The 14,062-nt window shown below is 72.4% G+C and carries 11 protein-coding genes; 7 read left to right on the top strand and 4 right to left on the bottom strand.

Annotated features, from left to right (window positions below):
- Positions 1-220 precede the first annotated feature (220 nt).
- The gene (locus ACIRP7_RS12035) at positions 221-652 is read right to left on the bottom strand and encodes a hypothetical protein (RefSeq protein ID WP_403656815.1); all 432 of its coding nucleotides are present in this window, start codon (positions 650-652) and stop codon (positions 221-223) included.
- Positions 653-713: 61 nt separating this feature from the next.
- Entirely contained in the window at positions 714-1,586 is an 873-nt protein-coding gene (locus ACIRP7_RS12040; protein WP_403656818.1) for a bifunctional DNA primase/polymerase, read from the bottom strand.
- Positions 1,587-1,934: 348 nt separating this feature from the next.
- Here ACIRP7_RS12040 and ACIRP7_RS12045 point away from each other — a divergent pair, with 348 nt between their 5' ends.
- The 6 genes from ACIRP7_RS12045 (at position 1,935) to ACIRP7_RS12070 (ending at position 7,565) form a co-directional block, all read left to right on the top strand.
- Entirely contained in the window at positions 1,935-2,249 is a 315-nt protein-coding gene (locus ACIRP7_RS12045) for a hypothetical protein (protein WP_403656821.1), read from the top strand.
- 225 nt (positions 2,250-2,474) lie between these two features.
- Positions 2,475-3,443 (top strand): bifunctional MaoC family dehydratase N-terminal/OB-fold nucleic acid binding domain-containing protein, encoded by a 969-nt coding sequence (locus ACIRP7_RS12050; RefSeq protein ID WP_403656824.1) that lies wholly within the window; start codon positions 2,475-2,477, stop codon positions 3,441-3,443.
- On the top strand, positions 3,440-3,829 hold the full coding sequence (locus ACIRP7_RS12055) for a MaoC family dehydratase (protein WP_403656827.1): 390 nt from the start codon (positions 3,440-3,442) through the stop codon (positions 3,827-3,829). The genes ACIRP7_RS12050 and ACIRP7_RS12055 overlap by 4 nt, the downstream gene beginning before the upstream one ends.
- Entirely contained in the window at positions 3,826-4,992 is a 1,167-nt protein-coding gene (locus ACIRP7_RS12060) for a lipid-transfer protein (RefSeq protein WP_403656830.1), read from the top strand. The genes ACIRP7_RS12055 and ACIRP7_RS12060 overlap by 4 nt, the downstream gene beginning before the upstream one ends.
- Positions 4,993-5,138: 146 nt before the next feature.
- A complete protein-coding gene (locus ACIRP7_RS12065) occupies positions 5,139-5,696 on the top strand; it encodes a SigE family RNA polymerase sigma factor (RefSeq protein ID WP_057609235.1) in 558 nt (185 codons plus the stop codon).
- A 189-nt stretch (positions 5,697-5,885) separates the two neighbouring features.
- The gene (locus ACIRP7_RS12070) at positions 5,886-7,565 is read left to right on the top strand and encodes a long-chain fatty acid--CoA ligase (RefSeq protein ID WP_403656834.1); all 1,680 of its coding nucleotides are present in this window, start codon (positions 5,886-5,888) and stop codon (positions 7,563-7,565) included.
- A gap of 97 nt (positions 7,566-7,662) precedes the next feature.
- Here the strand turns inward: ACIRP7_RS12070 and ACIRP7_RS12075 are convergent, their stop codons facing one another.
- Entirely contained in the window at positions 7,663-8,856 is a 1,194-nt protein-coding gene (locus tag ACIRP7_RS12075; RefSeq protein WP_403656837.1) for an MFS transporter, read from the bottom strand.
- 135 nt (positions 8,857-8,991) lie between these two features.
- Here ACIRP7_RS12075 and ACIRP7_RS12080 point away from each other — a divergent pair, with 135 nt between their 5' ends.
- Complete coding sequence (locus ACIRP7_RS12080; RefSeq protein WP_403656840.1) at positions 8,992-9,576, top strand: TetR family transcriptional regulator; 585 nt, start codon at positions 8,992-8,994, stop codon at positions 9,574-9,576.
- A 92-nt stretch (positions 9,577-9,668) separates the two neighbouring features.
- Here the strand turns inward: ACIRP7_RS12080 and ACIRP7_RS12085 are convergent, their stop codons facing one another.
- Positions 9,669-14,045 carry a PAS domain-containing protein gene (locus tag ACIRP7_RS12085; protein ID WP_403656843.1) on the bottom strand — a complete coding sequence of 1,459 codons (4,377 nt, stop codon included), beginning with the start codon at positions 14,043-14,045 and terminating at the stop codon, positions 9,669-9,671.
- Between the last annotated feature and the right edge of the window lie 17 nt (positions 14,046-14,062).

Genomic DNA, 14,062 nt, shown 5'->3' on the forward strand with positions numbered 1-14,062 from the left:
ACTCCGTCGCGCAGTCGGCCCGAATCTGGCGCCGAGCTCGGTGATCTTGGCGCGAGGAGGCTATCGGAGAGGGAACGGCTTGGTGTCTGCCTTCTGGTTTCCGGGGCGTGATCCTCAGTCCTCATGCTCTGTCAGCCCCTGCTCGATCAGCCCATTCAGAGTAGGAGGTGATCTTGCTGCTGCGCTTTCTGACGGCTCCTGACGAGAGAGGGACCGCGGGCTACAGCTCGTAGTCCCGCGCCAGTTCCTCCCAGGCGACCTCCCGCAGCCCCGCCTGCGCGTCGCAGTCCGACGGTACGCGTGCGTGGGGCTGGAACCAGATGACGGTGAGGTGGCTGCCGTAGAGGATGGGGTCGCGGGAAGGGGTCAGGGCCGTGGAGCGGAAGACGCCGACGCAGGCCACCGCCGGCAGCATCTCGACGGGACCGAAGGCGCCCGGGTAGTGGTCCGGGTATTCGTGCGGGGGCGGGACCAGGTGTACGGGGGCGGTCGGGTAGTCGTGTTCGGCCGAGCGCAGGAGGCCTCTGATCCTCAGCTCGTTGACCGGTCTGCACGGGTAGTCGTCCAACATCCCGCCGTACGTCGACGTCAGACGCAGCTCCCCGAGGTCGACCCTGCGGCCGGAGGTCAGGACGAGCCGGGACAGGGTCATGATCGGCACTCTGCGGCGCTCCCATGGTGCTGGTGGTACTGGTCGTTCCGGTGGTGCTGTTCTATGGTCGGCGCCCCGTCATCCGCGCCGCCGACGCGATCGTCGCCCGTGCCTCGCGTTCCGTGAGCCCCGTGTTGAGGGCCGCGTCCACCAGGGGTGCGACCAGTGCCGGGCCGATGCCGTTCTCGTAGGCGCGACAGGCGGCCCAGAACAGGCGGGTGTTGCGCTGGCCCTCGTGGGCGGCGAGGACGAACTGGACCAGGCCCTGGCCCTGGTCGCCGGCCGAGGGATGGGTCGCGGGGTGGGTGGGGCGCGGTGGGGGCAGGAGCAGCCGGAGCAGGGCCGGCGGGCAGGCCGCGGGGGCGAGGTGGGCGGTGCCCGGGGCGGTCGTGTAGGTGCCGTGGTCGGTACGGGAGCCGGGGCCGACGAGGTAGCCGCCGGCGCCTCTGATGTCGATGCCGGGGGCCAGTCGGCCGGCCGAGTTGGGGACGGCGGCGTCGGGCGGGCCGGTGAGCCAGAGGTGGCGGCCGCCGCTCGGGGTCAGGACGACGACCGTGTCGGGGATCGTGAAGAGGTGGCGCAGGGCCAGTTCGCGCAGGGCAGCCGAGGAATCCGTGCCCGACTTGGTGTCCAGGTCGACGCCGATCAGATGGTGGGGCGGCAGGCCGCACGCGATGCCGTAGCCCGTGGACCAGGGGGCGGCCGCGAAGAGTTCGCGGATGCGGACCGGGTCGGTCGAGGCGTCGTAGACGCCGTGGCCGAACGCGCCGCACTCGCCGTGGCACGAGGTCGCCAGGGAGTTCTCGTCGCGGTGGGGGGAGCGCAGGGCCGGGAGCTTGGTGCGGGACAGGGGGATGACGGCCAGCCCGCGTTCGGCGGCGGACAGGGCGTGGGCTAGGGCCAGCGTCGTGGCCTGCCGGTCTGTGGTGGCCATGCCTCTATGTTCGTACGTGTGTTCGAAAAAGGGAAGGGGTGGCGGGTGCGACGCGCCGAGGTTCGGGGATTGGCCGGAAAAGTGCCGGAACGCTTCTCCTGTTGTCCCGCTTGGCAATTAATAGTCCGTATTGCCCAACAATGGTGCCTGAAGTCGCGAAAGGGGTTTATCGACTTGTCCTCACGCTTCAGGGGGAATAACCGCTTCCGCTCTGGTTCGCCGGGGATTCGGTGGGCAACTCTGGACTCACGACGTCGTGCACAGCACCGGGGTGGTCGGCCGACTGCCCTGGAAAACAAGCTCAGTTGACGTACTGCCGGCCATAGGCCGGGTTCTGGAGGAAACATCATGGCAAGCATCCGTACCGCCCGCGTCATCGCCGCCGTCTCCGCTCTCCCGTTCGCCGCCGCACTCTTCACCGGCGTCGCGGCGGCGGACAACGGCGGCTTCGCGGACGACGGATCGAACGCGGGTGTCGCGAGCATCGTGGGCAGCGGTGTCGGACACGACAACAACGGCAACGCGTCCACCACACAGCAGAACGCCGTCGGAGCCAGGGCGTCGAACCAGAGCAACACGGCACAGGTCAACCGCTCCGCGTTCACGGCCGTCAACCAGGGGAACAACAACACGTCCGTCACCTTCACCCCGCTGTGGTGGTGATCGGGGAGGGCTGACCGGCCTCGACGGGGGGCGCTTCGAGGGGGGTGCTTCGAGGGGGGTGTTTCGAGGGGTGGGCTTCATGGGGTGGGACACGTCCGCGCGGCGGTGCTTCAGGCGCCGCCGCGCAGGCGTGTTCGCGTGAGCAGCGACAGCCTTGACACGCCTTGACACCGCACCGCATCTGACGGACAGTCAGGAAATCTTGCGGACAAGGAGGTTGCCGTCATGGGCGACGATCCGGACAACCGGGCGTCCCGGCCCCAGCCCCGCCCACAGGCCCAGCCCCACCCCCGGGCAGACGACTTGCCGACCCGCCTCAAGTCCTACGAAGGACACCCCGCCGCCGTCTCCGTCACCGGCAAGGATCCCGTCAACCTGCCCATGATCCGCCACTGGTGCGAAGCCCTGGGCGACTCCCACCCCGCCTACACCGGCCCCGACGCCGTCGCCCCGCCCACCATGCTCCAGGCCTGGACGATGGGCGGTCTGGCCGGCCACACGGGGAGATCGTCGTCGTACGACGAACTCCTCGCGCTCCTCGACGCGTCGGGCTGCACCTCGGTCGTCGCCACCGACTGCGAGCAGGAGTACCTCCAGCCGCTGCGCCCCGGCGACGAGATCACGTTCGACACGGTCATCGAGTCGGTCTCCGACCGCAAGGCCACCAAGCTCGGCACCGGTCACTTCGTCACCACCCGCACCGACGTCCGCGTGGGCGGGGCCCTCGTCGGCACCCACCGCTTCCGCATCCTCAAGTACGCGCCCGTGCAGGGGAAGAAGACACCTGCGCGGCCCCGCCCCGTCGTCAACCGTGACAACGCCGGCTTCTGGGAGGGCGTCGCACAGCGCAGGCTCCTCATCCAGCGCTGCACCGCCTGCGCCACCCTCCGCTTCCCGTGGCTGCCGGGCTGCGCCCACTGCGGCGGCCCCGACTGGGACACCGTCGAGGCGAGCGGAGAGGGGACCGTCTACTCGTACGTCGTCATGCACCACCCGTCCTTCCCGGCGTTCGACCCTCCCTACGCCGTCGTACTCGTCGAACTCGCGGAGGGCGTGCGGATGATCAGCAATGTGGTCGGGACGCCGTACGACAAGGTGCGGATCGGGATGCCGGTGCGGCTCGCCTTCCGAACGTACGACGGTGATCTCACCCTGCCCGTCTTCCGCGCCGCCGACGAGGAGGCCGCCGTATGAGGGCGGGCGACGAGCTGCCACCCCTGAAGATCCCGGTCACCCGCACGCTGATCGTCGCGGGCGCGATCGCCTCCCGGGACTACCAGGACGTGCACCACGACCCGGAACTGGCCCGGCAGAAGGGCTCCCCGGACATCTTCATGAACATCCTCACGACGAACGGCCTGGTGGGGCGCTACATCACCGACCACTTCGGACCCCGGACCGTGCTCAGGAAGGTCGCCATCAGGCTGGGCGCGCCCAACTACCCGGGCGACACCATGGTGTTGAAGGGAACCGTGGAGACCGTGGAAGGCACCACCGCCACCGTTCGGATCGTGGGGACCAATCGCATCGGCAACCACGTGACCGGGACGGTCACCTTCTCGATCGGGGACGCCGAATGAGCGCACGCGCGCGTGACGCGCTCGGCGGCCGGGCCGCGATCGTCGGCATCGGGGCCACCGAGTTCTCCAAGGACTCCGGGCGCAGCGAACTGCGCCTGGCCGCCGAGGCGGTCCGCGCGGCGCTCGACGACGCGGGACTCACGGCGGCCGACGTGGACGGCATGGTCACCTTCACCATGGACACCAGCCCGGAGATCACCGTCGCCCAGGCCTGCGGGATCGGCGAGCTGTCCTTCTTCTCCCGCGTCCACTACGGCGGCGGCGCGGCCTGTGCGACCGTCCAGCAGGCGGCGCTCGCGATCGCGGCGGGCGTGGCCGAGGTGGTCGTCTGCTACCGCGCCTTCAACGAACGCTCCGGCCGTCGTTTCGGCTCGGGCGTCCAGCACCGCGAACCCTCCGCCGAGGGGGCCGCCCTCGGCTGGTCCCTGCCCTTCGGCCTGCTCACCCCGGCCTCCTGGGTGGCGATGGCGGCCCAGCGCTATCTCCACACCCACGGCCTCGGTCCGGAGGCATTCGGCGAGGTGGCGGTGACCGGCCGCGCCTACGCGGCCACCAATCCGGCCGCCTGGTTCCACGGCCGCCCCATCACCCTCGCCGACCACGCGGCCTCCCGCTGGATCGTCGAGCCGCTCAGGCTCCTGGACTGCTGCCAGGAGACCGACGGCGGCCAGGCGATCGTCGTCACCTCCCTCGCACGCGCGCGTGACCTCCCCCACCGGCCCGCCGTCATCGCGGCCGCCGCCCAGGGCGCGGGCCGCGCCCAGGAACAGATGACCAGCTACTACCGCGACGACCTCACCGGCCTGCCCGAGATGAACGTCGTCGCCCGCCAGCTGTGGCGCACCTCCGGCCTCACCCCCGAGGACATCGACGTGGCGATCCTCTACGACCATTTCACCCCGTTCGTCCTGATGCAGCTGGAGGAGTTCGGCTTCTGCGCCCGGGGCGAGGCCGCGGACTTCGTACGCCGGGCCTCGCTCCCCCTCAACACCCACGGCGGCCAGCTGGGCGAGGCCTACCTGCACGGTATGAACGGCATCGCGGAGGCCGTACGCCAGGTGCGGGGGACGGCCGTGAACCAGATACCCGGGGCGCGGCGCACCCTGGTGACGGCGGGGACGGGCGTACCCACGTCCGGGCTGGTGCTCACCGGGGACGGGTAGCCCCCAGGGGTCATCCCGCAGTAGACGTGCCCCCCTCGTCCACCTTCAGGAGGTGCAGCAGGCCCCACCTCTACAACCTGAGGGGGAGTCCCCTTCGGGACCTGTGGCCGATGAGCGGGGGGCGGTCGCGAATCTAGCGTGGAGCCATGACCACACCCGTCTGCACCAGCGCTTCGAAGGCCGCCGTACCGGCGACGCAGACCCTCGCGTACCCGTCGTTCGCCTCGTACGTGAAGGCCCGCCAGCCGGTGCTGCTGCGTACCGCCCGCTCGCTCACCGCGAACCCGAGCGACGCGGAGGACCTGCTGCAGACCGCCCTGACCAAGACCTATGTCGCCTGGGAGCGCATCGAGGACCACCGGGCCCTCGACGGCTATGTGCGCCGCGCCCTGCTGAACACGCGCACCTCGCAGTGGCGCAAGCGCAAGGTCGACGAGTTCGCGACCGACGAAATCCCCGAGCCCGACCCCGTGCCCGGCGACGACGACCCCGCCGAGCAGCAGGCGCTGCACGACGCGATGTGGCGGGCGATCATGAAGCTGCCGGCGCGGCAGCGGGCGATGGTCGTCCTCAGGTACTACGAGGACCTCAGCGAGGTGCAGACAGCCGAGGTGCTCGGAGTCTCCGTCGGGACCGTGAAGTCGGCGGTGTCGCGGGCGCTGGGCAAGCTCCGCGAGGACCCCGAGCTGGTGCTCGCACGGTAGGGAACGGTAGGGAGCGGTAGGGAACCGTCGGCGACGCTCGGCCGTTGTGAGGGCATCACGAGCGGACGTCGTGGGGGCGACACGATCGGACGTCGTGAGGGCATCGTGACGTGATCGATCGCCCGGCTCTAGTGACATACCGCGCGGTATGTGCGCAGAATCGGCGCGACCCTTACTACCGCGCAGGCAATGTCGCCCCGGGAGGACGCCGTGCTGAGCACGATGCAGGACGTACCGCTGCTGATCTCCAGGATCCTGACCCACGGGTCGTCGATCCACGGCACCTCACAGGTGACCACCTGGACCGGCGAGCCGGAGCCGCACCGCCGCTCCTTCGCCGAGGTCGGCGCCCGCGCCGCCCAGCTGGCGCACGCCCTGCGCGAGGACCTCTCAGTCGCCGGGGACGAGCGGGTGGCGACCCTGATGTGGAACAACGCCGAGCATGTCGAGGCCTACTTCGCGATCCCCTCCATGGGTGCGGTGCTGCACACCCTGAACCTCCGCCTCCCGGCCGACCAGCTGACCTTCATCGTGGGCCATGCGGCCGACCGGGTCGTCATCGCCAACGGCTCGCTGCTCCCCCTGCTCGCCCCGCTGCTCCCGCACCTCAAGACGGTCGAGCATGTGGTGGTCTCCGGCCCCGGCGACCGCACGCTCCTCGAGGGCTCCCACGCGCGCGTGCACGAGTACGAGGACCTGATCGCCGGCAAGCCCACCACGTACGACTGGCCCGAGCTGGACGAGCGCCAGGCCGCGTCCATGTGCTACACCTCCGGCACCACGGGCGACCCCAAGGGCGTGCTCTACAGCCACCGTTCGATCTATCTGCACTCCATGCAGGTCAACATGGCCCAGTCGATGGGCCTGACCGACCAGGACACCTCGCTCGTGGTGGTCCCCCAGTTCCACGTCAACGCCTGGGGCCTGCCGCACGCCACCTTCATGACCGGCGTCAACATGCTGATGCCGGACCGCTTCCTGCAGCCCGCGCCCCTCGCCGAGATGATCGAGCGCGAGCGGCCGACGCACGCGGCCGCGGTCCCCACCATCTGGCAGGGCCTGCTCGGTGAGCTCGCCGCCAAGCCGCGTGACGTCTCCTCGCTCACCCAGGTCACCATCGGCGGCTCGGCCTGTCCGCCCTCCCTGATGGAGGCCTTCGACAAGCTGGGCATGCGGGTCTGCCACGCCTGGGGCATGACGGAGACCTCCCCGCTCGGCACCGTCGCGCGCCCGCCGGCCCACGTGGTCGGCACGCCCGAGGAGTTCGCGTACCGCCTCACCCAGGGCCGCTTCCCGAGCGGCGTCGAGGCCCGCCTCACCGGCCCCGGTGGCGAGCGCCTCCCCTGGGACGGCGAGTCCGCGGGCGAGCTGGAGGTCCGCGGCCCCTGGATCGCCGGCGCCTACTACAACGGCCCGGACACCGAACCCCTGCGCCCGGCCGACAAGTTCAGCGAGGACGGCTGGCTGAAGACGGGTGACGTCGGCACCATCTCCGCCGACGGCTTCCTCACCCTCACCGACCGCGCCAAGGACGTCATCAAGTCCGGCGGCGAGTGGATCTCCTCGGTCGAGCTGGAGAACGCCCTGATGTCCCACCCGGACGTCATGGAGGCCGCCGTCGTCGCCGTCCCCGACGAGAGGTGGGGCGAGCGTCCGCTGGCCACGGTCGTCCTCAAGGAGGGCTCCACCGCCGACTTCGAGTCCCTGCGCGCGTTCCTGGCGAGCGATGTCTGCAAGATCGCCAAGTGGCAGCTCCCGGAGCGCTGGTCGATCATCGAGGCGGTCCCGAAGACGAGCGTCGGCAAGTTCGACAAGAAGGTGATCCGCAAGCGGTACGCGGAGGGGGAGTTGGACGTCACCCAGCTCTGAGCGGTACAGACGCACGAGGGGCATGAGGTGTAGGAGGGGTACGGCGAACAGGGCGCCCCGGGCCGGACCCGGAGCCCTGGTCGTCGTACGGCAGTCGTCACCGCCGTACCGACGTGGCAGCCCATCCCAAGGCCAGCCACACGCCCGCCACCGCGCACACGCCACCCCAGCCCCACCCTCCGAAGGCCGAGGCGGCGAGTGCCGAGGCCGTCGCGCCGCCGGCGAAACCGGCCACGACATACGCCGTGTTGGCGGTGGCCGGGGTCGAGGTCGTCGTCAGGGCGAGGGTCTGGTTGGCGACGTGGGAGGCGACCAGGGCCGCGTGCACGGCGATCGCCGCGACGAACAGCGCCCACAGCTGGTGTCCGCCGAGCCAGAACAGCGGCACGGACACGGCGGCGAGCAGATACGCCGACCGTACGACCTTGGCGGCGCCGAAGCGGTCCACGAACCCGCCGGCCAGCGGCGCCACGACGCTCGCGGCCAGTCCGAAGAGGCCGAAGAGCCCGGCGGTCGCGGTCGACAGACCGTAGGACGAGCCGGTCAGCAGGAGGGCCAGCGAGGTCCACAGCGCGCTCCAGGCGCCGTACATCCCCGCCTGCCGTACGCACGCGCGCCACAGGTCGGGCGAGCGGCGCACGACGGACGGCAGGGCGGTGAGGCCCGAGAAGAGCGGGCCGGAGCGGCGCACCTGCTCCGCCGGCAGGGCGTACGCGGTCGCGAGTCCGAGGACGGCCGTCAGGGCGGCCGCGCCCACGAACACCACCCGCCAGCCGTAGGCCTGTCCGATCAGTCCGCCGAGCACCCGGGCCGCGACGACGCCGGTGAACAGGCCCGCGATGACGGCCGCGACATGGCGGGCCCGGCGGTCGGCGGGGGCGCGCCGGGCGACCAGCGGGACCAGCAGCTGGGGGACGACGGTGGCCGCGGAGGCGACCAGGACGGCGGCCGCGAGGGCGGTGGTGCCGGTGGCGAGCGCGGCGGCGGTCAGGGCCGCGGTGGTCACGAGCGAGAGGGTGGCGACCAGGCGCCGCCGGTTCACGCTGTCGCCGAGCGGGGCGAAGACGAGCAGGCCGAAGGCGTAGCCGAACTGCGCGACGGAGGCGACCCAGGCCACCGCGGAGGGCGTCGAGCCGTAGTCGCGGGCGATGAGGGGGAGCAGCGGGGCCGCGAGGTAGATGTTGGCGGCCGTGACGGCGGTGCAGACGGCGATGAGGACGAGGAGGAGCGAGCCCGCGCGCCCGGCGGGGGCCTTGCTGGACCGTCCCGTGGTGACGGTGGCTGTCGGCATGACCGGGGACCCTTCGAGTCAGGTCTAACAACTAACTGGTTGGTTGGTCGAATGGCTCAACAGTCTGGGAGCTCCGCCGATTCCCTGTCAACCAAATAGTTGGTTACTTGTCCGGACTGCCCCTACCCTGGCCCCATGGCAGCAGCAAGGGACCCCGAGGCCACCCGGACCCGGATCTTCGAGGCGGCGGTCGCCGAGTTCGCCCGGCACGGCATCGCGGGCGCCCGCATCGACCGCATCGCGACCGAGGCCAAGGCCAACAAGCAGCTGATGTACGCCTACTTCGGCAACAAGGCGGAGCTGTTCACGAAGGTCCTGGGCAAGGTCATGCTCGATCTCGCGGTCGCCGTCCCGGTCGACCCGGACGACATCGAGAGCTGGATCGACCGCCTCATGGACTACCACGAGGCCCACCCCGAGGTGCTGCGCCTGCTCTTCTGGGAGGGCCTGGAGTACGGCTCCAGCACCGAGCTGCCCGACGAGGCCGAACGCCAGGAGCACTACCGCCACAAGGTCGCGACCCTCGCCGACGGCCAGGCCCGCGGTGTGGTCACCGACGCCATCCCACCCCGGGACCTGCTGTTCCTGCTGATCGCCGTGGCCAACTGGGCCGCGGTGGTCCCGCAGATGAAACGGATCCTGGTGGGCGGCGAGCCTGCGGACCGGGAGCGGCTGCGGGCATCGGTGCGGGAGGCGGCGCGCAGGCTCGTGGCCAAGTAGGACAGCGCTTTTCGGGGCGCGGCGTTTTCGGGGCGCGGTGCTTTCAGACCCGGTGCTTCAGGGGCGGTGCTTTCAGGGGCGCTGAGCGCGCCCTAGTTCGTCCCGATCCGGGCCAGCAGGTCCACGATCCGCGACTGGACCTCCTCACTCGTCGACCGCTCGGCGAGGAAGAGGACCGTCTCACCCGAGGCCAGCCGAGGCAGATCGGCCTGGTCGACGGCGGCCGTGTAGACGACGAGCGGTGTGCGGTTCAGCTGCCCGTTGGCCCGCAGCCAGTCCACGATCCCGGCCCGCCGCCGGTGCACCTGCATGAGGTCCATCACGACGAGGTTGGGCCTGAGCTGCCCGGCCAACGTCACCGCGTCCGCGTCACTCGCCGCGCGGGCGACCTGCATGCCCCGCCGCTCCAGCGTCGCGGTCAGCGCCAGCGCGATCTCCGCGTGCTCCTCGATCAGCAGCACGCGCGGCGGGTGCTGCTCGCTGTCCCGCGGCGCCAGCGCCTTCAGCAGGACGGCGGGATCGGCGCCGTACGCCGCCTCCCGCGAGGCCTGGCCGAGGCCGGCGGTCACCATGATCGGCACCTCGGACGCCACCGCCGCCTGCCGCAGCGACTGCAGCGCGGTCCGTGTGATCGGCCCGGTGAGCGGGTCCACGAACAGCGCGGCGGGGAACGCCGCGATCTGCGCGTCGACCTCCTCGCGCGACTGCACGATGACGGGCCGATACCCACGGTCGCTGAGCGCCTGCTGGGTCGTCACGTCCGGCGCGGGCCACACCAGCAGCCGCCGCGGATTGTCCAGCGGCTCCGGGGGCAGCTCGTCGTCCATCGGCTGCGGCCGCGGGGTGTCCGGGATCTCGACGGCCCCACCGGGACCGTCCAACGGCTCGGGCCCCTCGGCGGCGTTCACGTCCGGCGCCCCTATGGCGTACGACCGCCCGGCCGCCTCGGTGGCGTGCGCGAGCCGCGACTGCCCGGTCGGCGACGCCGTGGACACCGCCTGCTCGGCCGCCGGATGCGGACGCGCCCCCTGCTCCGGCGCCGCCGCGGCAGCGGGGTCGGGCCGGGTGCCCAGCTTGCGGCGCCGTCCCGAACCGCCGGGCTGCTGCGGGGGAGGCGTGGCCGCCCCCGGCTGTTGCACCTGGGCCGCCTGCCGGGTGAACGGAACCCCCTGCCCCAGGGTCCGCACGCTGAACGCCCGGCCCTGGGTGGAGTTCGGGTCGACGGCCGCGGCGGGCGCGGCGGGCGCCGCCACGGCTTCGGCGGGCAACGGCTGCGCCGGCGAGGGCGCGCCGGGCGCCGGAGTGGACCGACCGGCGTCGGGGGCCTGCGCGGGCTGGTTCGGGGTCGGGGGTACGGCGGTGGCGGCGCCGTTCGCTGGTACGGGGGTGCCGGTGCCGGAGGTGTCGCGGCCGGTGGGCCACGGCTGGGAGGGGGGCGGGGTCTGTGCCGGGGCCGGTGCCTGGGGCTGGATCTGCGGCTGGGGTGTCTCGGCGGGGAGGGGTCCGCCGGGGGCCGGTACCGGCTGGGCCGGGGCCTGGAGGGGCGAGGCCGGGGCGGGTGCGGTCTGCGGGATCAGACCGGCCTGTCCGGTCGCGTTCTGCACGGGGACACCCGGGAACTGGGCCGCCGGCACCGTGCCGGGGACCTGCGGGGCAGGGGCGGTGGGAACTCCCACGGGCACGGGCCGGCCCGGAACGGCCGCCTGGACTCCTTGCCCGCCCTGTGCGGGGACCGCCTCCGCGGGCTGGGCCACGGCCCGTCGACGGCGGCCCGTCGGCGCGTTGGTGGGGTGCGGCTGGGGCGGGGTGTGGTCGTCGGCCTGGTCGTGCGGTACGGCGTCGTGCCGGCCGTCGTCACCGTGACCGTTGGCGGGGACGGGGGTAGGGGCGGGGGCGGGAGCCGCCGGCGGAACGGGGGCCGGTGCCTGCATGTGCCCGGGCAGCTGTCCTTGACCGGGCACCTGGCCCGGACCGGCCACCGGAACCTGACCGGGGACCTGCCCCTGAGCCTGGCCCGAAATGTGCCCCGGCAACGGAATCTGCCCCTGGGCCTGTACCTGTACTTCTCCCGGTCCCGTCGCCTCTGTGCCGTCGGCCGGCCTGTCCGCGTCGGCGGGCGGGAGGGCGAACACCGAACGGGGGGCCGCCTCCTGCGCCGCGGCACGCTCCGACGCGGCCGTGAGGGCACGTCGCCGCCGCCCGTCCTGCTGCGATGTCCCCTCACCGGCCGGGCCCTGCCCGGCGATCTGGAGCTCTCCCTGCGGCCGGCCCGGTCCGCCGGAGCCGCCCGCGGGCAACGCCGCCGGCAGCGCGTGCTGCTCCCCGTCCTCGCGCCGGGCCCGACGTCCGGCCGGCACCGGCACACCCTGCGGCGGTACGGTCCCGCCGAGACCGGTGTTCACGGCGGGAGACCCGGCGCCGTGCTCGCCGGCCATCACCACGGCACCCTCGGCCACACCGGCTTCGGCGCCCTCGGCACCTTCGGCGGGCCGTCCACGACGCCGCCCGGTACCGCCGGAGTCGTCCCCGTCGTCGCCGGAGGCCTGCGCCGGCAGGGACACGGCCTGTTCCTGCTCGTCCACCGCCCGACGCCTGCGCCGCCCGGTGGGGGCCAGTGACTCGTCGGTCACGGCCGGGACGTCGACCTCGAGGAAGGAGTCGGTGGAGGAGCGCCGCGCCCGCCGCCGCCCGCCGCCCTCGGCAGGGGTGGTCTCCACAGGGGCGATCTCCCTGGGGGAGGCCTCCACCGGGGCCGGCTCCACCGGGGCGGCCTCCAGCGCGGCCGGACCGGGAACCGCGACGGCCCCCGCCCCACCGCCGATGGGTACCTCGAGGACGTACGCGCTGCCGCTCATGCCCGGCACTTCGTGCGTCTGGAGCACACCGCCGTGGGCGCGCACGATCCCGCGCACGATCGGCTCGTGCACCGGGTCTCCCCCGGCGTACGGCCCGCGCACCTCGATCCGTACGCCCTCGCCGCGCTGCGCGGCCGCCACCACGACCGTGTTGTCCATGTAACCGCCCGCGGACACGGGAGAGTTCCCGGTCGCGTCGACCCCGGCCACGTCCGCGATGAGATGCGCGAGCGCGGTCGCCAGGCGCTGGGCGTCGACCTCCGCCTCGATGGGCGGCGCGTGTACGGCGAACTGGACGCGCCCCGGCCCGATGAGCTCGACCGCGCCGTCCACACCGGCGGCGACGACCGCGTCGAGCATGACGTTCGTACGGACGATGTCGTCGGCGCCCGCGTCGAGGCGCTGGTAGCCGAGGACGTTGTCGATGAGGTTGGTGATGCGGGAGTAGCCGGCCGAGAGGTGGTGCAGGACCTGGTTGGCCTCGGGCCACAGCTGCCCGGCGTCGTCGGCGGCGAGCGCGGAGAGCTCGCGGCGCAGTTCGTCGAGGGGGCCGCGCAGGGAGCGCCCCAGCAGGGTGAGGAGCTGGTCGTGGCGCCCGGCGAGGGCTTCGTAGCGGTCCTTCTCACGCTCACCGAGCGAGGCGTACCGCTCCTCGCCGGCGGCGAGTTCCTCGTCGTGCCGCTCCTGGAGCTCCTCCAGCTCGGTGATGTGCTTCTGGCGCAGCGCGGTCAGCTCGGAGGCGTGCTCCTCCTCGAGCCGCTCCAGCTCCTCGGCGTGGGCCTTCTCGGCGGCGGACTTCTCGTCGGCGAGGGCGTCGTAGGGCCGCCGGTCGGTGAAGGTGAGCACGGCGCCGACGAGCTGGTCGCCGTCGCGCACGGGCGCGGTCGTCAGGTCGACCGGGACCTTCTCGCCCTTCTTCGACCACAGCACCTGTCCGCGCACCCGGTGCTTGCGCCCGGAACGCAGGGTGTCGGCGAGCGGGGAGTCCTCGAACGGGAAGGGGGTGCCGTCGACGCGCGAGTGCAGGATGAGGTCGTGGAGCTCACGTCCGCCGAGGTCGCTGGCCCGGTAACCCAGTATCTGGGCGGCGGCCGGGTTGACGAGCACGATCCGCCCGTCGGTGTCGGTCCCGACGACACCCTCCGCGGCGGCACGCAGGATCATCTCGGTCTGCCGCTGTGAACGCGCCAGCTCGGCCTCGGTGTCGACGGTCCCCGTCAGATCCCGTACGACGAGCATGAGCAGCTCGTCACTGCTGTAGCCGGAACCGTCGTAGGCCTGCTGGCCGTTCTCCAGGTTGGCGCTGGTGACCTCGACGGGGAACTCGCTCCCGTCGGTCCGCCGCGCCATCATCCGGGCCGGCTTGGTCCGCCCGCGCGGGTCCATGTGGTCGGGCCGCCGCATGGAGCCCGGGATGAGCCGTGAGTCGAACTGCGGCAGCAGATCGAGCAGGCCGCGCCCTACCAGAGCCGTGCCGGGCGCCTCGAACGCCTCCAGGGCGATGGTGTTGGCGTTGACGACGGTCCCGTTGGCGTTGACCAGCACCAACGCGTCGGGAAGCGCGTCGAGTATGGCTGCGAGGCGAGCAGCGCCTCGGGATGGCCTGCTGCTCACGAGACGCTTCCTCCCTG

This window comes from Streptomyces sp. NPDC102270 (assembly GCF_044766405.1).
In the GTDB taxonomy this organism is placed as follows: domain Bacteria; phylum Actinomycetota; class Actinomycetes; order Streptomycetales; family Streptomycetaceae; genus Streptomyces.

Excerpts from the sequence above, each read along its gene's own strand:
- ACIRP7_RS12060 (WP_403656830.1), top strand. The coding sequence starts at position 3,826 with ATGAGCGCACGCGCGCGTGACGCGCTCGGCGGCCGGGCCGCGATCGTC.
- ACIRP7_RS12055 (WP_403656827.1), top strand. The coding sequence starts at position 3,440 with ATGAGGGCGGGCGACGAGCTGCCACCCCTGAAGATCCCGGTCACCCGC.
- ACIRP7_RS12080 (WP_403656840.1), top strand. The coding sequence starts at position 8,992 with ATGGCAGCAGCAAGGGACCCCGAGGCCACCCGGACCCGGATCTTCGAG.
- ACIRP7_RS12050 (WP_403656824.1), top strand. The coding sequence starts at position 2,475 with ATGGGCGACGATCCGGACAACCGGGCGTCCCGGCCCCAGCCCCGCCCA.
- ACIRP7_RS12045 (WP_403656821.1), top strand. The coding sequence starts at position 1,935 with ATGGCAAGCATCCGTACCGCCCGCGTCATCGCCGCCGTCTCCGCTCTC.
- ACIRP7_RS12035 (WP_403656815.1), bottom strand. The coding sequence starts at position 652 with ATGACCCTGTCCCGGCTCGTCCTGACCTCCGGCCGCAGGGTCGACCTC.
- ACIRP7_RS12065 (WP_057609235.1), top strand. The coding sequence starts at position 5,139 with ATGACCACACCCGTCTGCACCAGCGCTTCGAAGGCCGCCGTACCGGCG.
- ACIRP7_RS12040 (WP_403656818.1), bottom strand. The coding sequence starts at position 1,586 with ATGGCCACCACAGACCGGCAGGCCACGACGCTGGCCCTAGCCCACGCC.
- ACIRP7_RS12070 (WP_403656834.1), top strand. The coding sequence starts at position 5,886 with ATGTCGCCCCGGGAGGACGCCGTGCTGAGCACGATGCAGGACGTACCG.
- ACIRP7_RS12075 (WP_403656837.1), bottom strand. The coding sequence starts at position 8,856 with ATGCCGACAGCCACCGTCACCACGGGACGGTCCAGCAAGGCCCCCGCC.